This is a genomic window from Undibacterium sp. RuRC25W (assembly GCF_049339825.1).
Taxonomy (GTDB): Bacteria; Pseudomonadota; Gammaproteobacteria; order Burkholderiales; family Burkholderiaceae_D; genus Undibacterium.
The window spans coordinates 39,740-63,744 of record NZ_JBMPPD010000008.1 but is presented as its reverse complement, the minus strand read 5'-3'; the positions used below and the strand labels follow the sequence as shown (position 1 = coordinate 63,744).

General features: G+C 48.0%; 21 protein-coding genes and 1 tRNA gene. 10 read left to right on the top strand and 12 right to left on the bottom strand.

What is annotated here, in order from left to right; genetic code table 11:
- Positions 1-304: 304 nt before the first annotated feature.
- From ACO0KV_RS05835 to ACO0KV_RS05810, 6 genes are all read right to left on the bottom strand, one after another.
- Entirely contained in the window at positions 305-1,726 is a 1,422-nt protein-coding gene (locus ACO0KV_RS05835) for an efflux transporter outer membrane subunit (protein ID WP_423040828.1), read from the bottom strand.
- 64 nt (positions 1,727-1,790) lie between these two features.
- Positions 1,791-2,888 (bottom strand): ABC transporter permease, encoded by a 1,098-nt coding sequence (locus tag ACO0KV_RS05830; protein ID WP_423040826.1) that lies wholly within the window; start codon positions 2,886-2,888, stop codon positions 1,791-1,793.
- The gene (locus ACO0KV_RS05825; RefSeq protein WP_423040824.1) at positions 2,889-4,031 is read right to left on the bottom strand and encodes an ABC transporter permease; all 1,143 of its coding nucleotides are present in this window, start codon (positions 4,029-4,031) and stop codon (positions 2,889-2,891) included.
- Entirely contained in the window at positions 4,028-5,809 is a 1,782-nt protein-coding gene (locus ACO0KV_RS05820) for an ATP-binding cassette domain-containing protein (protein ID WP_423040822.1), read from the bottom strand. The genes ACO0KV_RS05825 and ACO0KV_RS05820 overlap by 4 nt, the downstream gene beginning before the upstream one ends.
- Complete coding sequence (hlyD, locus tag ACO0KV_RS05815) at positions 5,806-6,783, bottom strand: secretion protein HlyD (RefSeq protein ID WP_423040820.1); 978 nt, start codon at positions 6,781-6,783, stop codon at positions 5,806-5,808. Before hlyD ends, ACO0KV_RS05820 begins: the two co-directional genes overlap by 4 nt.
- A complete protein-coding gene (locus tag ACO0KV_RS05810) occupies positions 6,776-7,447 on the bottom strand; it encodes a TetR/AcrR family transcriptional regulator (RefSeq protein ID WP_423040818.1) in 672 nt (223 codons plus the stop codon). The genes hlyD and ACO0KV_RS05810 overlap by 8 nt, the downstream gene beginning before the upstream one ends.
- Before the next feature lie 294 nt (positions 7,448-7,741).
- Here ACO0KV_RS05810 and ACO0KV_RS05805 point away from each other — a divergent pair, with 294 nt between their 5' ends.
- From ACO0KV_RS05805 to ACO0KV_RS05795, 3 genes are read left to right on the top strand one after another with little or no spacing between them, the layout of a single operon-like run.
- Entirely contained in the window at positions 7,742-8,848 is a 1,107-nt protein-coding gene (locus ACO0KV_RS05805; protein WP_423040816.1) for a patatin-like phospholipase family protein, read from the top strand.
- Positions 8,849-8,855: 7 nt separating this feature from the next.
- Positions 8,856-9,602, top strand: a complete 747-nt coding sequence (locus ACO0KV_RS05800) for an acetoacetate decarboxylase (protein WP_423040814.1) — start codon at positions 8,856-8,858, stop codon at positions 9,600-9,602.
- A 10-nt stretch (positions 9,603-9,612) separates the two neighbouring features.
- Positions 9,613-10,395: a 3-hydroxybutyrate dehydrogenase gene (locus tag ACO0KV_RS05795; RefSeq protein ID WP_423040812.1), complete on the top strand. Its 783-nt coding sequence runs from the start codon at positions 9,613-9,615 to the stop codon at positions 10,393-10,395.
- Positions 10,396-10,589: 194 nt separating this feature from the next.
- Here the strand turns inward: ACO0KV_RS05795 and ACO0KV_RS05790 are convergent, their stop codons facing one another.
- The 3 genes from ACO0KV_RS05790 to ACO0KV_RS05780 all read right to left on the bottom strand — a co-directional run bounded on the left by ACO0KV_RS05790 (position 10,590) and on the right by ACO0KV_RS05780 (position 12,700).
- On the bottom strand, positions 10,590-11,030 hold the full coding sequence (locus ACO0KV_RS05790; protein ID WP_423040810.1) for a ProQ/FINO family protein: 441 nt from the start codon (positions 11,028-11,030) through the stop codon (positions 10,590-10,592).
- A gap of 376 nt (positions 11,031-11,406) precedes the next feature.
- Positions 11,407-11,844: a hypothetical protein gene (locus ACO0KV_RS05785; RefSeq protein WP_423040808.1), complete on the bottom strand. Its 438-nt coding sequence runs from the start codon at positions 11,842-11,844 to the stop codon at positions 11,407-11,409.
- A gap of 268 nt (positions 11,845-12,112) precedes the next feature.
- Positions 12,113-12,700, bottom strand: a complete 588-nt coding sequence (locus tag ACO0KV_RS05780) for a Spy/CpxP family protein refolding chaperone (RefSeq protein ID WP_423040806.1) — start codon at positions 12,698-12,700, stop codon at positions 12,113-12,115.
- Positions 12,701-12,966: 266 nt separating this feature from the next.
- On the opposite strand from ACO0KV_RS05780, the gene ACO0KV_RS05775 reads away from it, so the two are divergent.
- The 4 genes from ACO0KV_RS05775 (at position 12,967) to ACO0KV_RS05760 (ending at position 18,948) form a co-directional block, all read left to right on the top strand.
- On the top strand, positions 12,967-13,656 hold the full coding sequence (locus tag ACO0KV_RS05775) for a response regulator (protein WP_423040804.1): 690 nt from the start codon (positions 12,967-12,969) through the stop codon (positions 13,654-13,656).
- A 3-nt stretch (positions 13,657-13,659) separates the two neighbouring features.
- Positions 13,660-15,075 (top strand): ATP-binding protein, encoded by a 1,416-nt coding sequence (locus ACO0KV_RS05770; protein WP_423040802.1) that lies wholly within the window; start codon positions 13,660-13,662, stop codon positions 15,073-15,075.
- Positions 15,076-15,321: 246 nt separating this feature from the next.
- Positions 15,322-16,248 (top strand): histone deacetylase family protein, encoded by a 927-nt coding sequence (locus ACO0KV_RS05765; RefSeq protein ID WP_423040800.1) that lies wholly within the window; start codon positions 15,322-15,324, stop codon positions 16,246-16,248.
- A gap of 24 nt (positions 16,249-16,272) precedes the next feature.
- Positions 16,273-18,948 carry a GNAT family N-acetyltransferase gene (locus ACO0KV_RS05760; RefSeq protein WP_423040799.1) on the top strand — a complete coding sequence of 892 codons (2,676 nt, stop codon included), beginning with the start codon at positions 16,273-16,275 and terminating at the stop codon, positions 18,946-18,948.
- A 66-nt stretch (positions 18,949-19,014) separates the two neighbouring features.
- On the opposite strand, the gene ACO0KV_RS05755 is transcribed toward ACO0KV_RS05760, so the two are convergent.
- Entirely contained in the window at positions 19,015-20,241 is a 1,227-nt protein-coding gene (locus ACO0KV_RS05755) for an NADH:flavin oxidoreductase/NADH oxidase family protein (RefSeq protein WP_423040797.1), read from the bottom strand.
- A gap of 74 nt (positions 20,242-20,315) precedes the next feature.
- Between ACO0KV_RS05755 and ACO0KV_RS05750 the strand changes: the two genes are divergently transcribed.
- From ACO0KV_RS05750 to ACO0KV_RS05740, 3 genes are all read left to right on the top strand, one after another.
- On the top strand, positions 20,316-20,729 hold the full coding sequence (locus ACO0KV_RS05750; protein WP_423040795.1) for a MerR family transcriptional regulator: 414 nt from the start codon (positions 20,316-20,318) through the stop codon (positions 20,727-20,729).
- A 733-nt stretch (positions 20,730-21,462) separates the two neighbouring features.
- Positions 21,463-22,395, top strand: a complete 933-nt coding sequence (locus ACO0KV_RS05745) for a hypothetical protein (RefSeq protein ID WP_423040793.1) — start codon at positions 21,463-21,465, stop codon at positions 22,393-22,395.
- Positions 22,396-22,411: 16 nt separating this feature from the next.
- Entirely contained in the window at positions 22,412-22,870 is a 459-nt protein-coding gene (locus tag ACO0KV_RS05740) for a nuclear transport factor 2 family protein (RefSeq protein ID WP_423040791.1), read from the top strand.
- A gap of 348 nt (positions 22,871-23,218) precedes the next feature.
- Here the strand turns inward: ACO0KV_RS05740 and ACO0KV_RS05735 are convergent.
- Both ACO0KV_RS05735 and ACO0KV_RS05730 read right to left on the bottom strand, forming a co-directional pair.
- Positions 23,219-23,294: transfer RNA gene (locus tag ACO0KV_RS05735), tRNA-His, on the bottom strand.
- Between the two features lie 97 nt (positions 23,295-23,391).
- Positions 23,392-23,967: a hypothetical protein gene (locus ACO0KV_RS05730; protein WP_423040789.1), complete on the bottom strand. Its 576-nt coding sequence runs from the start codon at positions 23,965-23,967 to the stop codon at positions 23,392-23,394.
- Between the last annotated feature and the right edge of the window lie 38 nt (positions 23,968-24,005).

Below are 24,005 nucleotides of genomic sequence, written 5' to 3'. Positions count from 1 at the left end.
GCACTGATGCGCAGCGAAATACAATTACAGTATTGAACCGTCTTTGCGACCATCTTGTCATTCTGCATTGAGATATAACATTGCTACGATCATTGGCGTCAGCGTTTTGTCTGCATCTCATACATCGCAGTAAATACATAGTAGTAAATACATAAGCATGCAGCAAGTCAAAAAAAACAGCAAAAAGCGACCGAATGACTATTTAAGAATTACAGAATAACACGGCAGAGAAAAGCTTGCCGAAAACCAATAAACACTCCCCCCTTCAATGGGTGCAGGTTTCGCTCTAGGAGAGATACGCGCATCAATACCAACCGCCCCCAAGTGCTTTATAGAGGGCAATCAAACCACTCAAGCTTTGCATTTGCGCTTGCAAAATTTGATCTTGCTGTGACGCAACAAGCTTACGGTTTTCGATGAGAGTAAGTCGACTGACTTCACCTACCGTTAATTGCCTCTGGATTCTATTCAGTGTCTGCTGCTGAAGATGTAAGGCGGCTAATAATTGCTGCCGACTTTCCTCACTCCGCCCCACCCGCGACAAGGCAAGCTCAACATCACCGACCGCATTCAAGACGACTTTCTTGTAATTTGCAGATGCGCCATCGAATACCGCTTGATTGGCTTTGATCTGATGTTGCAAACGCTGGCCATTCAGAATCGGTAACGTGAATTGCGGCCCGATACTCCAGCCACGGCTGGCATTCTGGAGCAAGTTATCAGACCCAATAGATGACCAGCCCGCATTGCCACCGAGGGAGAAACGTGGATAAAGATCACTCACAGCCACGCCAACGTCGGCACTTGCCGCCGCCAAGTCACGCTCTGCGGCCTGTACATCGGGACGATGCACCAGCAAATCCGCTGGGATACCAATAGCAGGTGGCGGAGGCACTGGCAAGAGATCGCTTGTATGACTTAAACGCTGCTCAAGCTCAGTCAGTGATAAGGTCGTCAAATTACTTAACGCGACGATATTCTGGCGCATCGTCTGATGAAAATTTGGTAAGCTTGCCTGAAAATTGTTTTTTTGCGCCTGCACTCTTTCAACATCCAACTGGTTCAACTCCCCATGCTGACGGGCGAATTGTGTGAGGCGTAGAGATTCATCGTAATTCCGACCATTCTCAATGGCGAACTGCAAACGCTGCTGTGCAGCACGGAACTCAATATAATTTCGCGCTACTTCAGCCACTAGCACCAGCTGCACATCGTGCATTCGGGCCACACTAGCTTGGGTCCGCGCACCCGCCGCCTCAGATAAGCGTTGTTGATGTCCCCACAAATCTATTTCCCATGATGCGTCAAAGCCAATTTGACGGTTCGTGAACTCGACCAGTGGATGCTTTAGCGGCACGTTTGCAAACTGTTCACCGTTCTGACTTAACGTATCTTTTGATACTCTGCCCGTCGCATTAACAGTTGGCGCTGTCGCCGAATCCTGGATCGACTGAAATGCCCGCGACTGGCGTAATCTAGTATCTGCCATGGCAACATCAGGATTTTGCGTCAAGGCATCTGCAATCAGTGCGCTCAGTTCGGCATCTCCAAAATGCCTCCACCACTCTTTGATTTGCTCGGACCCAGCGTCATTACCCGCTGTCGTCGCGCTAAACGCTTCTGGCAAACGGCTAGCAGGAACGACGTAATCAGGCCCCACCGTTTTGCAACCAGCAAAGGTAAAGCAGATGCTTATTGTACTGACAAGTAATAAGTTATGTTTCATGGCTGGTTTCATTTAAAGAAGCAAATAATAAAAAAAATGGTCAATCAGGATCAATCAGGATCAATCACGCTATGTGACGACGGAACAGATGCAAGGCAGAAGTCAAACTACCAAAGGCGATAAGTAGCAATGGCCAGATGTAGGGCCATGCGCCAGCAAAACCCAGCCCTTTCAAAAACACACCCTTGAGTATCAAAATGAAATACGTCAATGGATTGAGATGCGCAATCCATTGCAGAACCAAGGGCATATTTTCAATCGGCGCCACATAACCGGATAACATCACGGCTGGCGTCATAAAACAGAACACACCCAAAAAGGCCTGCTGCTGCGTTTCAGAGATCGAGGAAATGAATAGTCCCACACCTGCCAGAGCGAGTCCGTAACCAATCATCCCAGCGAATAACAACAACAGCGATCCAGTAAAAGGCACGCCATAGACCCAGTGTGCTACCGAAGCAATAAAACTCCCCTGAACACATGCGACCATCACGCCAGGAATCGCCTTGCCAGCCATGATGTAAGCAGGTGTTAAAGGTGACACCAGAAGCTGATCAAAGGTCCCCTCCTCGCGCTCACGTGCTACTGATAACGCAGTCACAATCAAGCATCCTATTGTGGTGATAATGGCCACCAGACTTGGCAAGACATGCCACTTGTACTCAAGATTTGGGTTGTATAAGTTCCGTAAGACGATGTTAGCAACTGGCTTGGCACCAACCTCGACACCATAATCATTCACCACCTGCAAGGCATAAGCACTGGCAATTTGCCCGCTATTGGAGCGTCGTCCATCGACGACCATCTGTATCTTTGCTGGATGATGTGCATTGAGTTGGCGCGATAAATCCATCGGCAATATCACCGCCAGCAAGGCACTTTGGGCATCAACAATCTGATTGAGCTCAAGCTGACTGTGCACCATGATGATGTGGGTAAAAGCGGCGGTATGCGACAAACGCTCCACAAGCTCACGCCCCGCTTTACCGTCATCCTGATTGTAGATAGCCAGACTGGCGTTCTTTACTTCCAGCGTTGCCGCAAAAGGGAAAATCGCCGTTTGCAGAATCACTGGCATCATTAACATCATACGACCTTGCTTACTACCTAGGAGTGCCTGCAGCTCTTTACGAATGAGCCTAATCAGTCGATATATCATCATTTAATCCAAAGTCCGTTTGGTTTTTACTGCTGTTAAACCAACCCAAAGTACGCCAAGCAAGCTCAGATACAAGGCATTCAAATACAACGCTGAAGTCACCAGATCGGTTTGAAATAGGGTCTGCAAAGAATTCGCGAAATAGCGCGCCGGAATAATCCTCGTCAGCCATTGTAAATAGCGTGGCATACTAGAAATTTCAAAGACAAATCCAGATAACATCATTGCTGGCAAAAAAGCGATCGTCAGCGCTGCCTGCGCTGCATTGAACTGATTTCGCATCACTGTCGACAGATATAAACCCTGCCCCAGCGCACACGCCAAAAATAAACTTGAAATGCCGAACAGTGCCAACAACGACCCACGAAACGGCACTGACATAACAAACACCGCAACGAGCAGACATAACAGCATTGCAGCCATACCAAGCACGTAGTACGGAATGATTTTGGACAACAGTAGTTCTGTTTTAGTCACTGGCGTTGCCAGCAGTGCCTCCATCGTTCCACGCTCCCATTCGCGGGCCACCACCAGCGATGTCAGCAATGCGCCAATAATCGTCATCACTACCGCAATCGAACCTGGCACTAAAAAATTACGACTCACGCTAGACGGATTAAACCAGGTACGCGTCTCGACGGCGATCGTCGTCCCCATCTGCAATCCACGATTTTGCGCTAGCATTTGCTGCCATCTCGCCCATGCACCGCTGACATAGGCAGAAACGAATTGTGCCGTATTTGGCTCAGAACCATCTGCCAGCACCTGTATCGATGCCGCGCCCTGACCTTGTTGGACTTTAGAAGAAAAATCGCTGCCAATGACAATCATGCCTCGGATCTCACCACGCACCAACGCCGCCATCAATGCCTGACGACTATTGCCGCTATGAATCTGAAAGCCATTTCCGGCACGTAGCGTTTGTTCAAACTGTAAAGCTGCCGTACCCGAGTCTTCCACCAATAAACCCACGCGCAGATAATTGGCATCCAAATTAATGCCATAGCCAAAAACAAAAAGCAAAATAAGCGGCATGACAAAAGCGATAAGAATACTGCTAGGGTCACGTACAATCTGGTAGGTCTCTTTGCGACACAATGCCAATAAACGACGCGTTGAGATAGCACTAAAAAAATAGCGGCTCATCGATCAGCCTCCAGTACTAATTCGATAAACGCATCTTCCATCGTCGGATTGGGACGCTCAGGTGTCACCACTTTCCGCTTAAGATCATCTGGTGTTCCGAGCGCCAATAACTTGCCACGATAAATTAAAGCGATACGATCACAATATTCAGCCTCATCCATAAAATGGGTCGTCACCATGATCGTTACCCCCTTATCAGCTAGACTATTAATGTGCGTCCAGAATTCGCGACGAGTGACCGGATCAACCCCAGACGTTGGCTCATCCAGAAAAAGCACTTGTGGCTCGTGCATCACAGCGCAAGCGAGTGCTAAACGCTGCTTAAAACCCAGCGGCAATTTTTCAGTTGGGCTATCCAAATAAGGCTGCAAGGCAAATGCTTCTACCATCTGCGTTATTTTTTGTTTTTGCACCGTCCCGGACAAACCATAAATACCCGAAAAAAATTCCAGATTTTGCTGCACGGATAACTGCGCATACAGCGAAAATTTTTGCGCCATATAACCTAGTAACTGACGCGCTTTAGAAGGACTGTCTTTTAAATTATTACCCATGACCAACGCCTGACCCGATGTCGGTTTTAACAACCCACATTCCATCTTGAACGTCGTCGATTTACCCGCACCGTTTGGACCGAGCAGCCCAAAAATCTCGCCGCGCGCCACTTTAAAACTGACGTGATAGGTCGCAACAAAATCACCGAAGCGTTTCGTCAACTCGCGAGACTCAATGACGGGGATAGCCGCCTCGCCACGATCAGGGTGCAATTGGTACAAGTTTGGCATCAATGAAGCCAGAACAGACTCTCCACCGGGACCGCCGCCAAGCGCACTGATGAATGCATCCTCAAGGCGCGGTGCGACTTCTAACAATTCAGCGTCCGGCCCCGCATCGAGCGACAGCATGTCGGGACGCTTCTCTTTATCGCGCAGAACAATTCTGACATGACGGCCTTGAATCACGCCATCCATCACTTCTGGCAAACGTAAAGCCCTGCGCAGCACGTCACGTCTGTGACCAGCGATACCAGCAACATGCAGACATCGCCCCTGCATCTGATTCATTAAAGTTTGCGGTGCGCCACTTGCCAGAATCTGGCCATTACTCATCAGGCGCACATCGTCGCATAACTCAGCTTCATCCAGATAGGCGGTACTCCACAAAACGGTCATCCCCCCTTTGGCTAACTCGCGCACCATTTTCCATAATTCACGCCGTGAAATAGGATCAACACCCACCCCTGGCTCGTCAAGCAACAGCACTTGCGGCGTCCCTAGCAAAGCACAAGCAAGCCCTAGTTTTTGCTTCATCCCGCCTGACAATTTACCCGCATGGCGATCAGTAAACTTACTCAAATCAGTGAATGCCAACAATTTAGTAAAGCTCTCGTTACGTTCAGCGCCAGTGACATTACGCAGATCAGCGTACAACGTCAGGTTCTCAATCACACTCAAATCTTCATAAAGACCAAATTTCTGGGGCATATAACCGACATGCTCATGCAACTCATCACTTTGCGTGAAGGGATCGAGGCCATTGATATTGATCTTGCCGGAAGTCGGCTGCAAAAGTCCCGCCAGCAGCCTTAGAAAGGTCGTCTTACCGGCGCCATCTGGCCCAACCAGACCAGTGATCGTACCGCGTGCAATGTTGGTATGAATTTGTGCAATCGCATCCACATGCTGCCCTTCAAACCGTTTCACCAGATCAGTAATCATGATGGCGTCGCGGTCTGATTGGGCAACTGGCACAGCCTGCGCGGACGATACCACGGTCATTGTGCAGACCTAACGGTGACTGGCATCCCCTGCCGCAATTGCGTGTCAGCATCTTCTACGACGACGCGAATACGATAGACCAGCGACGTGCGCAGGTCTGTTGTTTCTACTGATTTTGGCGTGAACTCAGCAGCAGGCGATACAAATCCGACTGTCCCATGATAGGGTTTCCCTGGACGAGAGTCCGTTTCTAATGTGACGTGCGTCCCAGCAGGATAGCGGCCCAACTGCGGCTCAGGGACATAAGCCCGTACCCAGACGGGCTTGGTCAACGACAAATTGAATGCAACGGTGCCGCTTTGCACCATCGTGCCAGCCTCAATAGCTCTTGTGAGCACAATGCCGTCACTGACCGCCACCAGCACGGCATCGGCAACTGCCAGTTGGGCGCTAGCAAGACTCGCACGTGCCTGCGCCAATAAGGCATCCGACTCAGCAATTTCTTCTTTGCGATAGCCGCGCTGCATCTCCAGCGCCTGCTGTTGCGTCGCCTTCAACTGTGCGCTTGCCTGATCGCGCGCTGAACGGACATCATCCAGCAAATGCTGAGTGGTTGCCTGCTCTGCTACAAGGGCGGCTTGTCTGGTTAATTGTTTTTCGGCATTCGCCAAAGCAGCCTCAGCAGCGAGCACCTTGGCCTTTGCCTGCTCGATATCCTCCTGCCGAAAACCCTGATGCATCATGGTATTGCGCGCAACCAAGGCAGCCACATTGGCTGTAGCGCTCTGTAAATTATTGTTTAGTGGCTCTGTATCTAACCTAGCGAGGATATCGCCTTTTTTGACAATCGTGCCTTCATCTACCTTAACCTCCGCAACGCGGCCACCAGTACGAAACCCCAGCGTTGCCTCTCGAATATCGACATTGCCATAAATAGTGGTGTCGCTATCCGTTTTATTTTTTGCAAAAAAACCAAAATACACCACAGCAGCTGCACCCGCTACGACCACAACACCTATTAATTTTTTATTCATAGAGATCCTTTGTCACCCTGGAATTACTACTACGTTGAATACCGATCAGCGCCCACGCTAATCGTTGTTTTGCGGCAGCTGGGTCACGCATCAAATCGCGTATCTTTTGCACATCCATTGGTAACCATGTGCATCCTTGCATCACTTCCCCAGCTAATAGCATGGGCATACCCACCGCCGTCATGATAAAAATCATCAAATGCAGAACAGAACCTTCTACAATACTGTTTTCAGTCTGCGCGTCTTGCAGCAAATGATAAATAATTTGTGGATGGCGATACGGCAAATTGAGCAAAAATTGTTGGGCGGCAACTTCACCTGCAAAGGCGTCTGCAAATAAATGACTAATAAACGCAGCATTTACGCTGACAAAGTCGATCAGATTTCCTAGGGCCGCCTGCAGACGAATTAAAGCAGAGGCCTCACCGGTGGCTTCGCTTGTTTCGCGCAATTGGTCATAAATCGGCTGATACCAAATCTCGACCAGCTCTGCCAGAAACGCATCACGATTCCGGAAGTGATAAACAAAACTCCCTAAATTCACTTGCGCATGTGCTGCCAGCTCGCGTACCGTGAGCCCGCGCAAACCCTTTAACGCAACCAGCGCCAAACCACTTTGCAATAGCGTGTCACGGGTACTTATTGACGTATTTTGAACTTTCATAAAATGAGTTTATACACATGTATAAATGAGTGCAAGGCAAATTCCAAATTTAACCAACGTCGCGCCATATCATTATCAAAGACTGATGACTGAAATCTGCGCAGCGTTTCTTTTGCCTCCTTATCTTGTCGCACAAAATATAGAAGCGATATTGACCGGTTAAAAGCGGCAACGATTACCGCAAACAGTCACACCACAGTCATACATTAATTGCAAGTTTCAGTTAATATCTATCTTCGATTTGATCGAAAATTTTGGATAGACAGCTATCCTGCACTCCCCCGAAAGGACAGCATGACGTATCAAAATACAGTTCTTATTTTGCAAGGTGGCGGCGCTCTTGGCGCTTATCAGGCAGGTGTCTACCAAGAATTGCATGAACATCACACACCCATTGAATGGGTAATCGGCACCTCGATCGGCGCGATCAACGCCGCCCTGATTGCAGGCAATCCACCAGAAAAACGACTAACTCAACTCCGCGCCTTTTGGAATAGTTTGGCACCTAACGCCACACATCGGGCCAGTTTCTGGCCCTCTTTTACACCTTGGGTTGACGTCAGCAGTACGATGAACACCGTGGGAACCATGATCAATGGTGTTGAGGGTTTTTTCAAACCACGACCAGGTGCTGCGCTCAATATCAACGCCAAGGTTCCCTTAAATCAGGTTGGTTTTTATGACACATCACCGCTAAAAAACACACTTGAGAAATATGTCGATTTTGATTATCTCAATAAGGGCGACGTACGCTTAAGTGTGTGCGCTGTCGATTTGGATAACGGCCAAAGTACCGTATTCGATAGTAGTAAAGAGGTCATACGTCCCGAGCACATTATGGCTAGCGGCGCCTTACCACCAGGCTTTCCGCCGGTAGAAATTGATGGTCACGCGTATTGGGATGGTGGTGTCTATTCAAATTCGCCGCTAGAAATTTTCTTGGAAGAAGGAAACAAGAAGGACGCACTTTGTTTCATGATCGACCTCTGGGACCCTACAGAGACCAGACCTGAATCAATCTCCGAAGCCATGGCGCGCTACAAAAACATCCAGTACGCAAGTCGCTCCAGAGAGCAGTTATTGGCACACCAAAAAATTCACGATTTGCAAAGAGCGATCAGAACTTTATCTGAACAACTACCTGCAGCCAAACGCAACGACAAAACCTTAACACCTCTGCTCGCTCTCGGTTGTGATCACACCATCAATGTCGTCAATCTGATCATGAAAGCATTACCAGGCGATCACTACTTTAAAGACGTCGATTTTAGTGCAAGTACGATACAGACACGCTGGGAATCGGGGGTCCACGACTGTAAGCGCGCGCTGCGGCATAAATCCTGGTTACAGCCATTGCCGCCCCACGCCGGCCTCATCATTCACGAACTACCACAGGAGTAGAGTGACCATGACTGAAGAAGAAATTCGTGCCAACGCATTTGCCATGCCTTACCACAACCCAGCATTTCCGCCGGGCCCCTATCGTTTTACTGACCGCGAATATCTCATTATTAGCTACCGCACTGATCCAGAATTGCTGGAAAAAATTATCCCAGCACCACTAAAACTCGCAGAGCCTATCGTTAAATATGAGTTCATTAACATGCCTGACTCAACGGGTTTTGGGCATTATTGTGAATCAGGTCAAGTGATTCCAGTCACACTTGATGGTGTACATGGATCATATGTTCATAGCATGTACCTCAACGACCATCCACCAATCGCCGGTGGACGTGAAATATGGGGTTTTCCTAAGAAATTAGGCGAGCCTGAATTGCGAGTGCATAAAGACACATTGATCGGCACGCTCGATTACAGCGATACCAGAGTAGCAACGGGGACTATGGGATTCAAACATACCCAACTCGATCACGCCGCTATCAAAGCATCGATGGAAGCGCCGAATTTCTTACTCAAAGTAATCCCACATGTTGATGGTACGCCGCGCATCTGCGAATTAGTACAAGTCAATCTGACAGACATTGAGATCAAAGGTGCATGGGGTGGCCCTGGTGCTTTACAACTCTATGCGCACGCGCTAGCGCCGGTAGCACAATTACCGGTCTTGGAAATACTTTCTGCAGTCCACATTTTAGCCGATCTGACCCTGCCTTATGGTAGGGTTGTACACGATTACCTCGTCCCAACCAAGTAAAGGAATGCTTATGTTACTCAAAGATAAAGTCGCTCTGATCACTGGTGCAGCCAGTGGCATTGGCAAAGAAATTGCGATTGAATATGCAAAACAAGGCGCAAAGATTGTTATTGCTGATATGGCATTGGAGGCTGCGCAAGCCACAGCCAAAGAAATTGAACAGTCAGGCGGCACCGCAATGGCGGTTGCGATGAATGTCACTGACGAGACACAGGTTGACAAGGGCGTTGCTGACGCCGTTGCTGCTTATGGCACTATTGATATTTTAATTAGTAACGCGGGCATCCAAATCATCAGTCCTATCGTCGAACTGAGCTTGGATAATTGGAAAAAAATGCTCGCGATCCACCTCGATGGTGCATTCCTGACGACGCGGGCCTGCATGCGGGCAATGATCGCTAGCGGCAAAGGCGGCACCGTCATTTATATGGGCTCAGTGCACTCCCACGAAGCTTCCCCACTGAAAGCGCCGTATGTCGCAGCCAAGCATGGATTAATTGGACTCGCAAAAGTCGTTGCCAAAGAAGGTGCAAAAAACAATATCCGTTCCAATGTCATTTGTCCTGGTTTTGTTCGCACACCGCTCGTGGACAAGCAAATCCCTGAACAAGCAAAAGAATTTGGCATCTCTGAAGCAGACGTCATCAAAAACATCATGCTCAAAGAAACCGTTGATGGTGAATTTACGACGGTGCAAGACGTGGCACAGACTGCATTGTTCTTGGCCGCTTTTGGCACCAACGCACTAACTGGTCAATCCATCACTGTCAGCCATGGATGGCACATGCAATAACTTTTGGCAAGATATTGCTTCTTTTTAAAAACCGCAGCAAATCAGGCTGCGGTTTTTTCAGCGTGTTTGATCAGAAACCTCACGCATACAGGTTGTATGCAATGACCGTGATATCCGGTGAGAAGCAACGTCTGAAGGTGCTACCTGAAGAGAACTGAGCTTACTTGCATCAGTACGCATCAAAAGACACTATCTTATTTTGCAAATTTCATGGCCAGCTGATTCAATTTTTCTGCCCGCTTCTTCGCGTTTTCAGCCTCTTCTGCCTCGGCCTTCTTTTGACGTTCAAACGCTGCTTGCTCCTTGATCCGTGCCGCATTTTTCTGCGCTCGCTCTTTGAGCATCGTCACTGCATAAGCGCGGTGTGTATCATTGAGTGGATCTGTGGCACCACCTTCGAGGTCGAAACGTGTCTCCGCTTTCGCCAGCTTTTGCAGATAACGCGACGATTTCGTGTGGTAAGAGAGCGTCATGCGCAACACTTTCCGGTCTACGTCTGGCATCTTGGCAATAATTTGCTTATCAATGCCGATAGACAAAGGTTCGCTATTCAAAAATACCGGGAACGATTCTTTTAAAGTTTTCAACAACGCTTGTGCTGCTGTGACCGGAATAGACTTACTTGTAGTTTGCATGAATATAAAAGTAAAATTTTACAAAGTCCTCTAGCATAACATACACGCCGCCAGGCACCTGTAAATCATGTGTGTCGCTTGTTGTAACGCTACGCCACTCTTCTCGTTAAAGAAATAAGAATACAACCTAGGCAAATAAGGCGAGTAAAAAATTTACTTTAAAGCAATTTAATTTCAAATATTACTCGCCTGCCTATTTTTTAACACCTGCGTGGAGAGTGATGCTGGCTCTCATTTTTACTAAAGTTATCCACAAAAACAGTGGATAATATTTAGGTTAAATTATCAACAAAACTTATCAAAAGAATACCCTCATGTGGCCAAGCAGAAAAATTCCGTACAAACAAGGAAATAAAAAGCAACCTTGACAATAACATCACGCGGTAACGTCAATCACATTACCCAACATTGAATTACGGGCCTTCGTCATCGTTGTATTAGTTACACTCTGCGCATCATTCGTGCTTGATACAGAAGCTGCCGATATAGAACTAGCGCCATTCGTCGCTCCAGCAACGGATGAATCAGACGAACCATGTGAGGAGTTACTTGAAGAAGAACCGGACGATGCGTTAGACGATGAGCTTGCATTATTCAATTGCGCTATCTGCGCCTCAATCGTCGCGATCTGCGAATTCAGCGTTTGGGTCGCACTAGTTGATGAACTTCCTGACGATTGTGCTTCTTGTTCTTTTAACTTTTTTTGATATTTCTCCAGTTGCGCTTCAAGTGACGCTATCTGCGCAGCAGAACTTGCCTTGCCAGAAGACGATGAATAGGGGGAAGAACTGACCGACCCAACAGACGTAACCATGTCGCACACCTTTCGATAGTGATTGTACGAAATTCACTATGTAAATAGTGGTGAATGAGCGACTAGGTCACGACTTAACTTAATTCAAATTGAGTCCTGCCTATCGATTGCCAAGATTGACAACATTCACCACCCTAAAACCAGATTCGCACATCTGGACACCTATGTAGATAACGGAACAACATCGCGAAACTAGACGTCGCTCCATGTAAATCCAGGTAAAGATCCGTTAAGATCGGCAGCCTTTTTTAACTCGAACAGCTAACAATCAATGCATAGGCGAGTTAGGGGCAGCACACTTTTCATGCTGACCCATTGCTGCCTTAGCCTGCGCACGCTGCTCAGGCGTCAGCACTGCAGATAACTGATGCCCTGTTGAGGTATGCACCACCATGATTTGTGCCACTGCGCGTGCATACGTGTCGGCCAGTGCTTTGATTTTGACTTCATCATACGGCGCTGTGCCATCAGACATGTCGCGGATGGCATCAGCACTTTTTTTAGCCAGCTTATGTTGTTCATGCAGAACAGGCTCATTCGCATGCCTGATCGCAAAAATCTTATCTTCCTGTGCTTCGCTGAGTTTTAGGTCATGAAAAAATGGTGGCATACCTACATTTCGCATCGGCATATCATGCATTGGTGGCGGACCATCCATTCGCATTGGCCCACCATGTTGACCATGCTCCATCCCGATCGGCGGCATGGGATGAGCACCGACACCACCTGGCCCACTGACCCCACATGGCATCTGACCATGTTCGAACGACTCGTTCACTTGCGCAACAGCTGGCAATCCAGCAGCAATACCGACAACGAATAAGGCATTGGTAAGGAAAAAATTGATTAATTTCATTTATTACTCCATTCGTTCATCATTAAGGTGTTAATACGGGCTAATGTTCAAACCTTGTAGCAAACCGTATAGACAGATTGTCAGCGAATGGCATGTTAATTGCAGTTAATCCAAGGTAAAGTTAAGTAAAAATGCCATCGATCAATGTATCGCAACACCAAAACTTGTTACAGTAGCGGCCAAGTTTAAGCTCTACCTTATATTCATCCTCAGTACAGACTTCAACGAACGATTGATGCAGACCAACAATGGAAACAAACAAACGAATGAATCAGATACTTCTCATTGATGACGATGCTGAATTACTGGGAATGCTAAAAGAATATCTGGAACAAGAAGGCTTTGGCGTAACAGGTGTCAACGATGGTGAGTCCGGCACCAGAGAAGCCTTAAGTGGTGCGTACGATATTGCCATACTTGATGTCATGATGCCGCGTCTCAACGGACTTGAAACATTGCGTCGTATCCGCACCAAGAGTCAGCTTCCAGTTTTACTACTGACGGCACGTGGCGACGATACTGACAGAATCATCGGCCTCGAATTGGGTGCTGATGATTACGTTCCTAAGCCCTGTACTCCACGCGAATTAACCGCCAGAATCCGTGCCATTCTGCGCCGCACCCGCAACACAACCACTGAAGCAAGTAGCAACTCTCCTATGGTGGTCAATTCGCTGAGTATCTGGCCAGAAAGGCGCTTAGCAACATGGGACGATGTGCCACTAGAGCTGACCAGCACCGAGTTTAATTTGCTCGAAGTGCTGGTAAGACATGCTGGCCAACCAGTGAGCAAAGCAGAGTTATCCTTACAAGGACTTGGCAGAAGTCTCAACAGATTCGATCGCAATATTGATGTTCATCTCAGTAGCCTGCGCCAAAAACTAGGCACCTTGGCCGATGGCCGTTCGTGCATCCAGACCGTATACCGGCTTGGCTATCAATATATTAAGGAGTAACACGTGAGTCGTCTGTTCTGGAAAATTTTTATCTTTACGATTCTCGTCCAGATCATCGCCACTCTTGGTATTGGTGGCACACTCTGGCTCAAGCATTTCAGCCATCACACAACATCTGCGCAACTAGATCAAAGCCCCCCTGCCGCTTTCAGAATCAAAGCAGCAGCAGCCACACTACAATTTGGCGGGAGTGCAGCACTACAAACACTACTCAGCGACGGCGAACCGCATCATCCTATTTTTGCCGTTAGTGATGATGACAAAGAAATTCTTCACCGCAACATCAGTAGCGAGGTATTGCATCAGGCTCGCCTTCTAACAACGTCAGATCAAGAAACAACAGCACGGGAAGTCATCTCAAAGGAAGGGGCGCATTATCTTTTATTTTCTGCTGTATTCGACGCCGATGCATCCCCTTTGCCGCGAGAAATCAATCTCCAAGGAGAGTCCCCATCTCATGCAGGGCAACATCCAGGGCCGCCCCCAAACGATTTTTTCCGTCCTTATCTTCCGATTGGTTCAGCAATATTTTGCAGCCTGCTTTCTGCCGCATTACTCGCATGGTATTTTTCAACACCAATCAACCAACTACGGAATGCGTTTGAAGAAGTGGCAAATGGCAACCTGACGACCAATCTTAGCTCTACCATGGGTACCCGTCGAGATGAACTCAATGACCTTGGGCGCGACTTTGATGCGATGGTAAAACGCTTAGAGATCTTACTAGATGGGCAGAGGCGGCTACTTCATGATGTATCACATGAATTACGCTCACCTCTTGCACGACTGCAGGTCGCGATCGGTTTGGTGCGCCAACAGCCAGAAAAAATTGACACTTCATTGACGCGCATAGAACAAGAATGCGCTCGCATGGACAAGCTCGTTGAAGAATTACTGACACTGTCCAAACTCGAAGCTGGCGCGCAGACCCCGCGTGAAGAAATCGTCGATATCGATGAATTAATGGCAGATGTGATCGAAGACGCACGCTTCGAAGCCCACGCCACCGATCAAACCATCACTTTTATAGGCAATTGTAATGGCGTCGTCACTGGCGACACCGAACTATTACACCGAGCACTCGAGAACGTGATCCGGAACGCGCTCAAACATAGCAAGAACAACCATCCGGTGAACATCACATCAGCAGAAGACACGCTGACACACTGCTGGCAAGTCACCGTGTGCGACCGCGGACCAGGCATCCCCGAGGCAGAACTGGAAACTATCTTCGAGCCTTTTTTCCGCTGCACACAAACAAATCAAAACACGGGTCACGGCCTAGGGCTAGCCATCACCCGTCGCATTATCGAGGCACATCACGGATCAATCACAGCCACCAACCGTCCAGATGGTGGCTTGATGGTTGAAATAAAGCTGCCACTCTCCCTAAAAAAATCAGACAAAAACATTGCATAACCTAGCAGCATTACTCCACATAGCTACATACCCGCTTCAACATCAATGATTATTAGCAGCAACACACGTTAAACTTCTCAACAACGTGTTGCAAACCACACGCGCAGATCACAACAACCTTGATCTGCTTCAATCAAAATCCGCTCTGCTCTTATACAATGAAACAATTGACGTAAGGCATTGATTCGCCTCGCAATACCATATCATTAGAGAATCACCTGTCAGCCACCACTCTGAAGGATGTCCATGTTACCAGCCTATATTTCTCACGATGACTGCACAAAACACGAAATGGGCACCCAACATCCAGAATGTCCCGAACGTATTGGCGCTGTCCGGGACCAGTTACTCGTGACTGGTTTGCTCAATTTCATGGAGACATTCGATGCGCCGCTGGCAACTGAAGAGCAATTAGCACGAGCACATGACTTAACATATATTCATCGACTAGCGTTACAGACACCGAGCGAGGGCTATGTACATGTTGATCCTGATACCCAAATGAACCCCTACACCTATCGCGCAGCCTTACGCGCGGCGGGTGCTGCTGTCATGGCGACGGATCTTGTCTTGAGCGAGAACGCCAAAGTTGCCTTTTGTAATATCCGGCCACCCGGTCATCATGCCGAACACAATGCGGCAGGTGGTTTTTGTTTTTTTAATAATGTTGCTGTTGCGATTCGTCATGCATTAGACATCTATGGATTGAAACGGGTTGCGCTGATTGACTTCGATGTCCACCACGGTAACGGCAGCGAGGATATTTTATGCAACGATCCGCGAGTCTTGATGTGTTCTAGTTTCGAAAAAAACATCTACCCATTTTCAGGCGATATTCCCAAAGGGCCCAATATGATCAATATTGGGCTACCGGCCAGAGTCGGCGGAAAAGAGTTTCGTTTAGCCATCGAACAGCATTGGCTACCAGCACTTGAGGATTTCAAACCCGAAATGATTTTTATCTCAGCAGGTTTCGATGGACATAGAGAAGATGACATGGGCAACCTAGGCCTCATCGAATCGGACTTTGCGTGGGTTACACAACAAATTGTCGCTGTGGCAAAGCGTCATGCACATGGACGGATTGTTTCTTGCCTCGAAGGAGGTTATGTTATGTCACCGCTGGCGCGGAGCGTCGCCGCCCACGTCAGAGTCCTCATTGGTGCAGATTAACCTTCATTGTTCGTCGGAGTTCTCATGGATAAGCACTACCTCAGCCCACTCTTCTCACCCCAATCCATCGTCATTTTTGCTGGCTGCGATGCCCATTCAGAACCAGCTACTGTGCACGCACAGCGATTGATTGAGAACTTTAAAAGTAGCGGATTTAGCGGACCACTGACCTATCTTGATATCAACACCAGCGGAACGCTCAGCGACTTGGTGAAATCACGCGTCGATCTGGCGATCATTGCCCTACCTAATGAGCAACTCAGTGCGGCGCTCGAAGTGGCGGGTAGCATCCATTGCAAAGCGGCGATTATTATCTCCAGCGGCGTGAACGCGGATGCAGCCAAACGATTGCATGAAATTGCCTCTGGCTATGGCATGTATCTCTTAGGCCCGAATTGTATGGGGTTCCAACGCCCTAACCAAAATCTCAATGCCAGCACACTCGGCAAGACAACCCAAAAAGGTGCGACCGCTTTAGTATCGCAGTCAGGGTCGGTCACCACGTCCATCCTCGATTGGGCAAGTTCTAATGGCGTAGGGTTTTCAGCAGTGATCTCCGTTGGGCCCCATACTGCGGTAGACATCGCGCAAGTGTTAGATTTTCTAGCCGAAGACAACACCACGCACAGTATCGTTGTCTATCTTGAGGGCGTCAAAAACGCGCGTAGCTTTATGAGCGCATTGCGCGCTGCGGCTGTCGCTAAACCCGTGATTATTCTCAAAGCCGGACGCCATCCTACTACCTCACATGCAACGGTAACACATAGCGGCGCACTGATTGCCAGTGACGACGTGTTTGATGTGGCATTAAAGCGTGCGGGTGCGGTACGGGTACAAACTTTTGTGCAGCTCTTTTCTGCCGTTAAATGCCTTTCTGCCCGTTATCTGCCCGTCGGTGGACGGTTGGCGATCATCTCCAACGGAGGCGGCCCCGCCATCATGGCAGCAGACTGGGTGAGTGAACTTAAGCTCGATGTAGGACAGTTATCAACCGAAGCGGCAGCCGCGCTATTACCGCAACTGTCTCCGCTTGCAAGTGTGGATAACATTCTGGACCTTGATGAGACTGCAAACGCAGACCACTACCGGCATGCCGTGAGCGCCTGCGCTGCCAGCCGTCAGATTGATGGCATTCTAGTGTTACTCTCACCGAAGCCACACTTAGACATCGACGGCATTTCTCAAGCGCTAGCTGACTTGCAGCCCACAATTAACAAGCCCTTGATTACGTGCTGGATGGGTGACGAACTGGTCGCATCGGGGCGAAGCATTCTCAATAGCGCCTCCATCCCGACTTATCGAACACCAGAAGCGGCTGTTGATGCTTTCAGCAACATCGCCTCTTTTTACCAGAACCAGCAACTTTTGCACCAGGTGCCCTCCTCCTTATCCGAGCTTGCCAAGCCAGATATCGAGGGCGCACATATCCTGATTGAAAATATCCTCACCGAGCGCCGCAACGTTTTAACTGAGATGGAGTCCAAAGCCTTACTGTCCTCATTCCACATCCCAGTCACTAAAACGATTCTGGCGCGTACTGCGAATGAAGCAATTCTGGTGGCTAATCAACTAGGCTATCCCGTTGCCCTGAAAATCGATTCATCAGATATCGTCCACAAATCCGAAGTCCGCGGTGTCGTTCTTAACATCAACAATGCGACAGGTGTGCGTGACACGTGGCTCGAGATGATGGCGACAGTCACTCGTTTAAAGCCAGAGGCTAAGATTAATGGTGTGACAGTACAGAATATGTCTGGCAAACCTGATGGACGCGAACTATATATTGGCGTCAGAACCGATGAGCAATTTGGCCCTGTCATTTCATTTGGTGCAGGCGGAACAATGATCGAAGTCATTGCAGATCGGGCACTCGAATTACCACCCTTGAATCAGTTTTTAGCCCATCGCCTGATTGATCGTGTGCGGTCTGCGGAAATGCTTGGCGCATGGCGTGGCGCGCCAGCGACCGACCGCGATGCACTGGAAAGAATCCTGCTACGTGTATCCGAAATGGTATGCGCGCTACCGCAATTGCGTGAGATGGATATCAATCCTTTAATACTAGATGAATCTGGTGCACTCGTCGTTGATGCACGCATTGTAATTGAGCCACATGCGCCAACAAGTCACTATGAGCATCTGGCGATTCTCCCCTACCCATCCGATCAGGAATCCGAATGGCCGATGCGTGATGGTAGTCGCTATACAGTCAGGCCGCTACACCCCCATGATGCGGAGATGCTACAAACATTGGTACGCAACCTGTCACCAGAAAGCCGTTATTTCCGTTTTATTTCAACCATGCGGGAATTACCTGAACGTATGTTAGCCCGGTTCACGCTGATCGACTACGACAGAGAAATGGCAATGGTCGCGATTTATCGTGAGCGCACATCGAATGCGGAAGGCAGCTTTGACGTCACAGAAAGAATCATTGCGGTGTCGCGTTACGTCACCAACCCCGACAAAAGCAGCTGCGAATTTTCATTGCTGGTTGCCGATGAATTTAATGGTCAGGGTCTCGGTTCACGCATGATGCTCTCCATCATTGAGGTCGCGCGGAGCAAAGGACTAGCAACGATGGAAGGACTGGTCCTAGCAAAAAATACCGGCATGCTCAAACTCATGCGCAGCCTTGACTTCAAAATTCATATCTATGAAGAAGACCCTGATTTGAAATTGTGCGTGCGGCAGTTATAGCAGATAACCAAAAAAATAACGCATCCTTGCTCATAATGCGTTATTTTCTTAGTTGAAAACAATAGCTCACCGATTAGTGACCCACGCACGATAACGCTTTGATTTCACCAGATCACCTATTTGCTGCACAATAAATGCGCACAAAGGTGAGACATCGGGCTTCGTTAACTGACCACGACTCAGGCGGTTCAACTGAAACTTCACCACAGCCATCGTCGCCAGTGAAGCGAGCGGTTTATTTTTCCAGGTAATCGGTGGCAAGGCCGGAACCCCTTGCTCACCTCGCATCCACTGCGCAGGCAACTGCGGATCGATCGCCAAGGCAGTCGCAATTCCCACCATGGCGACACCTGAGGCGATCACCTGCTCTGCAACGTGGGGGCTACGAATTCCACCAGTGACCATCAATGGCATGCGTGCGGTGGACAACATCTCTTTGGCAAACTCTAAGAAATACGCTTCACGCGCTAAGGTTCGGCCATCTCTGGCAGCACCCTGCATAGCAGGTGCCTCATAACTACCACCCGAAAGTTCAACCAAATCAACCTGGCAATCATTGAGCCATTGAATTACTTGTCGCGCATCTTCAGTGGCAAAGCCACCCCGCTGAAAATCAGCAGAGTTCAGTTTCACCGCAACCACAAATCCCGCCGACACGTTGGCCCGAACTTCGCGCACGATATCGAGCAATAAGTGGGCGCGATTTTCTAAAGCACCGCCCCACTGATCTTGTCGTTGATTACTGAGTGGCGATAAAAATTGACTCAACAAATATCCATGTGCCGCATGTATCTGCACACCATTAAAACCTGACAACTCCGCCAGTTTTGCCGCCGCCACAAAACGACGCCGCACATCAGCAATATCCGCCTCAGTCATCTCGCGTGGTACAGAAAAATGCTTTGAAAGCTGACCTAAATCTAAAGCCACTGCTGATGGCGCGATAGTCGTTTGGTGTAATGCACCTGGCATCTGTCGACCCGGGTGATTAATCTGCATCCACACTTGCGCCCCGTGCGCTCGAGCTGTTTGCGACCACGATTTGAACCGATCCAGATGACGAGCATCTTCCAACACAACCCCACCAGGACCCGTCATCGCCCGAGCATCGATCATGACATTGCCGGTAATGATCAGCCCCACTTTGCCAGCGGCCCACTGTCCGTACAAGCGAATCAACGCTGCTGAGGGTGCATGATCTGCATCGGCCATATTTTCCTCCATCGCCGCTTTGGCAATCCGGTTAGGAATCGACGCTCCATTGGGCAATACTAAGGGTTCAGCAAAGTTCATCAGACACTCCATCGTTGACATTACCCGTAGCTTAAGCTTAAAGTTAAGTTGAATGTCAACAACTAACATTGCCCATGAAAATCAGTGATCTTGCCAAATTAGCAGGTGTCGCCTCGTCGCGTATCCGCTTTTATGAAGCCGAGGGACTACTCACGACTGTCTCACGAACGGCAAATGGCTATCGCGATTATCCTCCTGAAGCACTGACGATTCTGAACGTCATCACTTGTGCCCAGCAGACTGGTTTTTCACTCAAAGAAATCAAATCCATGCTACCGCAAGAATTTTCAAGCTGGAGACATGACGAATTACTACTGATATTGCGTAAAAAAATCGATGATATCGACGAAATGCAAATCCGACTCACCCAAAATAAAAGTGACCTTGCATCACTCATTCAATTCATTGAATCCAAACCGGATCATGTCAGTTGCACAGAGAATGCCGAAGGTGCGTTGGCCTCATTGGCAGAAAAAAAACGTGTCTGATAAATCTGGACATGAAAAATGCGTTTAAAAAATAAAACCATGCACGCTTTTTTCTCATAGTTAAATTTCTCTCCCGCCGTCGTATGTCGCGCACATTAATTTCCAAGCGTGATTTTGTTTTGCCAATGTGATATTAAATTGCAATGGCCAATGCCTCTTCATGCCGTTCATCATGGCAAAGAAAAACCCGCCCTTTGATTGTCGCAGAGTCCGGCTTTACATCTAACGTCAGGAACGGTTCACCAATCCGTATTTGTTTATCGTCAAATTCGCCTGAGCGAGCAACATTTTGTTACTCATTGTTTATTAAATCGATCTTCATTTTCACGCATCCATTTGCACGTCAACAATTGAGCGGCTGATTCGCACCCTGCGGAATTTGAGCTCGTTTATGCCATTTGCTGTCTGTGGGGCATTCCAATAAGACAACGATAGGATCACAGAAAATTAAGTTTTCAATATATTAAGACGCGCCAAGTCAACAACCTAAAAACAACAAAATAAAAGTAATTCAATCTTTTTTGTAATCATTTGTAAGTATTTTTACTTGCGATGCTGATTTTTAAAGGAAATTATTTATACTTTTCTCACCTTAATAGCGATGTTAAGGTGGTTTGATTGCAGCTTGTTTTCTTTTCCGAAATGGTCGGGTGAAATTCTTCACCTCACATAATAGATCGAGCCCCTCAGCGATCCTGAGTGGTCACCTACGTCAGATAATGGAGAGTAACAGATGAAAGTAGCAAATTTAAAGTATGTCGCACTCAGTTTAGTCATTGCCTCAGCCTTTGCGCATGCAGGGGAAATTAAAAAGGACGAAGACACTGTGTACAAACCTTCCGGTAAAGGGTTTGGCGTCGTCGACAGCGAAGCAACAGAAAAAGCAAAGCGCTTCGCGACGAAGCAAGCACGGGTTTCAGCATCGAAAATCGTGTATCACGGTGGTCCGGTAATGACAAACCCGACGAAGCTGTATTACATCTGGTACGGCAATTGGGCTTCCTATACGAAGGCGCAACAAATTTTGGTTGCTTTTGGTAGCGGCATCGGTGGAACACCTGCATATAACGTCAACACCAGTTACACCAGCAGCACGGGCGCTAAAGTGGTTAACAATGTGCAATTGGCTGGGCAATATTCAGACAACTACAGTAAAGGCAAAGCCCTGTCTGATCAAAACATCTTGGATGTCGTCACCGCTGCAATTACCAGCAACAGCTTACCAAACGACCCCAATGCACTTTATTTTGTATTAACATCACCTGATGTGTCGGAGACGTCTGGCTTCGGTACTCAGTATTGCGGCTGGCATTCCAACGCCAATATCGGTGCCAATAACGTGAAATATTCCTTTGTGGGTAACGCGACAACCATTGCTCCAAGTGGTTGCGGGGTGAATAATCCATCCCCTAACGGTGACGGTGGCGCAGACGGTATGGCAAGCGTGATGTATCACGAACTGTCGGAAACCGTATCTGATCCCGACGGCAATGCTTGGTACGACGGCAGCGGTAATGAAAATGGCGATAAATGTGCCTGGAATTTTGGGACAACATTTAAGGCAACGAATGGCGCAACAGCCAATCAAACCTTCGCCTCTCGCCAATGGCTATTGCAACAAATGTGGCTCAATGTTGGCACTGGCTCTTGCGTTCAAAAGTATTGATTAGTCGAGGTATCGAGTGAAAAAAATAGCGTTATTTTTATCTACTGTTGCGTTACTGATGTCGGTGCCAATGACATCAATAGCACAGGCAGCAACACATGGAACAGGAGTGCTAACTCAGACTCGTTATGTGCGGTTATTCGGTGAGTTGGAAGCTGAATTACTGAAAATAGCTGAGGCGCATGATGGCGTTCGCGTGGATCAGATGCTAGCTTCAACATTTGAGGTGCGCAAAGCAAATGGTGACGTCATTCCTCGTGCTGACTGGATTAAGCAAATGATGGAAAATCCGCACCCTGAACACAATCGTACAATCTCAAAGTTGATCGTGTATGAAATTGGCGCGCATGCTGTTGCTAATTTCAACATCAGTTCAACTGACAAAAAAAGAGGTTTATTTGTTGTGGACGTGTGGGCACCCGAAATTGGACAGTGGGTACTTAGAGCGCGAATAGAATCCGATTTGCCGCGATAATTTTTATTCGTTACGGCTTATAGAAACAAGTTTATTTTTTGCCGGTACGATGTAAGATTTATTTGACGTCAAACAATTCACCCTCCGAAACGCAGCACTGTTTCGGAGGGCGTTTTTTTGAGGAATTTTTTCTAGAACGGATAAGAGACTCCCGATCATGGTCAATGAATAAATATCAAAGACACAACAGAATATTACGGTAACTGGATGATTAATCCAACCTATCATCGGCACACTGTGAAGTAACCCCGCAGCACCGAAAAGCGCGCAATTTTTTAAAAAATCTTTCGGAAAAACAAAAAGGTTACAAGCCTAAGCATGTAACCCTTTGATTTACAACGTATTCGGTGGGGTGGACGATGGGGCTCGAACCCACGACAACAGGAATCACAATCCTGGACTCTACCAACTGAGCTACGACCACCACTGAAACTTTTAGTGAAATACTGCACCAAGAGAGCTACGCATTATACAAGGCTTTCTTACTTTTAGCAATAGTCCGCCTTCATTGCAAATTTCAATCAGAATTGTACGTTACCGCCATTCGCACCCATGCTGCCGGTGGCACCTGCCCCCATACCACTACCGCCACGCGAATGAGAACCACTGCTAGCACCTTGGCGACGACCGGCATTGTCAGGCACCTCTCTCTTGCTATCGCCTTGCATCAACAACTGCTCCGACACGAATGCCTGCACTTGCTGACGCTGATTATCATCAAGGGCATCATTCAACGTCAGACACAACTCTCGGATTTGCTTATTCTCTTGAATTGAGATGTGCTCCTCCTGTTCAATTTGTTTATCCAGATCACGCAACTCTAGCGTTGGCTGTTTGAGATTTTTTTGAATATCAAACTGTAGGTGCTCGCGCCGCACACCGCGTTGATGTGCGAGGACACGCAACTTTGCCTCAGTCTGCTGCCACAACATCTCCTGATTTTTTGTCATATTGAGCGCCGTCTTCATTTGCATTGAATTAAGCAGCAAAATATCAAGACTAAATTCCATCACGGACATAGCATGTGCGGCACCAGCGGATAAGGCCATCACTACACCAACAGTAAGAACAATTTTTTTGAAGTAACGAAAGCGCATAGAAGACCTATTTACAGGATTAACATACTCAGAATAAG

What these genes read in the sequence shown, in the direction of transcription:
- ACO0KV_RS05835 (WP_423040828.1), bottom strand. Translation starts at nt 1,726, where the DNA reads ATGAAACATAACTTATTACTTGTCAGTACAATAAGCATCTGCTTTACC.
- ACO0KV_RS05830 (WP_423040826.1), bottom strand. Translation starts at nt 2,888, where the DNA reads ATGATGATATATCGACTGATTAGGCTCATTCGTAAAGAGCTGCAGGCA.
- ACO0KV_RS05825 (WP_423040824.1), bottom strand. Translation starts at nt 4,031, where the DNA reads ATGAGCCGCTATTTTTTTAGTGCTATCTCAACGCGTCGTTTATTGGCA.
- ACO0KV_RS05820 (WP_423040822.1), bottom strand. Translation starts at nt 5,809, where the DNA reads ATGACCGTGGTATCGTCCGCGCAGGCTGTGCCAGTTGCCCAATCAGAC.
- hlyD (WP_423040820.1), bottom strand. Translation starts at nt 6,783, where the DNA reads ATGAATAAAAAATTAATAGGTGTTGTGGTCGTAGCGGGTGCAGCTGCT.
- ACO0KV_RS05810 (WP_423040818.1), bottom strand. Translation starts at nt 7,447, where the DNA reads ATGAAAGTTCAAAATACGTCAATAAGTACCCGTGACACGCTATTGCAA.
- ACO0KV_RS05805 (WP_423040816.1), top strand. Translation starts at nt 7,742, where the DNA reads ATGACGTATCAAAATACAGTTCTTATTTTGCAAGGTGGCGGCGCTCTT.
- ACO0KV_RS05800 (WP_423040814.1), top strand. Translation starts at nt 8,856, where the DNA reads ATGACTGAAGAAGAAATTCGTGCCAACGCATTTGCCATGCCTTACCAC.
- ACO0KV_RS05795 (WP_423040812.1), top strand. Translation starts at nt 9,613, where the DNA reads ATGTTACTCAAAGATAAAGTCGCTCTGATCACTGGTGCAGCCAGTGGC.
- ACO0KV_RS05790 (WP_423040810.1), bottom strand. Translation starts at nt 11,030, where the DNA reads ATGCAAACTACAAGTAAGTCTATTCCGGTCACAGCAGCACAAGCGTTG.
- ACO0KV_RS05785 (WP_423040808.1), bottom strand. Translation starts at nt 11,844, where the DNA reads ATGGTTACGTCTGTTGGGTCGGTCAGTTCTTCCCCCTATTCATCGTCT.
- ACO0KV_RS05780 (WP_423040806.1), bottom strand. Translation starts at nt 12,700, where the DNA reads ATGAAATTAATCAATTTTTTCCTTACCAATGCCTTATTCGTTGTCGGT.
- ACO0KV_RS05775 (WP_423040804.1), top strand. Translation starts at nt 12,967, where the DNA reads ATGAATCAGATACTTCTCATTGATGACGATGCTGAATTACTGGGAATG.
- ACO0KV_RS05765 (WP_423040800.1), top strand. Translation starts at nt 15,322, where the DNA reads ATGTTACCAGCCTATATTTCTCACGATGACTGCACAAAACACGAAATG.
- ACO0KV_RS05760 (WP_423040799.1), top strand. Translation starts at nt 16,273, where the DNA reads ATGGATAAGCACTACCTCAGCCCACTCTTCTCACCCCAATCCATCGTC.
- ACO0KV_RS05755 (WP_423040797.1), bottom strand. Translation starts at nt 20,241, where the DNA reads ATGAACTTTGCTGAACCCTTAGTATTGCCCAATGGAGCGTCGATTCCT.
- ACO0KV_RS05750 (WP_423040795.1), top strand. Translation starts at nt 20,316, where the DNA reads ATGAAAATCAGTGATCTTGCCAAATTAGCAGGTGTCGCCTCGTCGCGT.
- ACO0KV_RS05745 (WP_423040793.1), top strand. Translation starts at nt 21,463, where the DNA reads ATGAAAGTAGCAAATTTAAAGTATGTCGCACTCAGTTTAGTCATTGCC.
- ACO0KV_RS05730 (WP_423040789.1), bottom strand. Translation starts at nt 23,967, where the DNA reads ATGCGCTTTCGTTACTTCAAAAAAATTGTTCTTACTGTTGGTGTAGTG.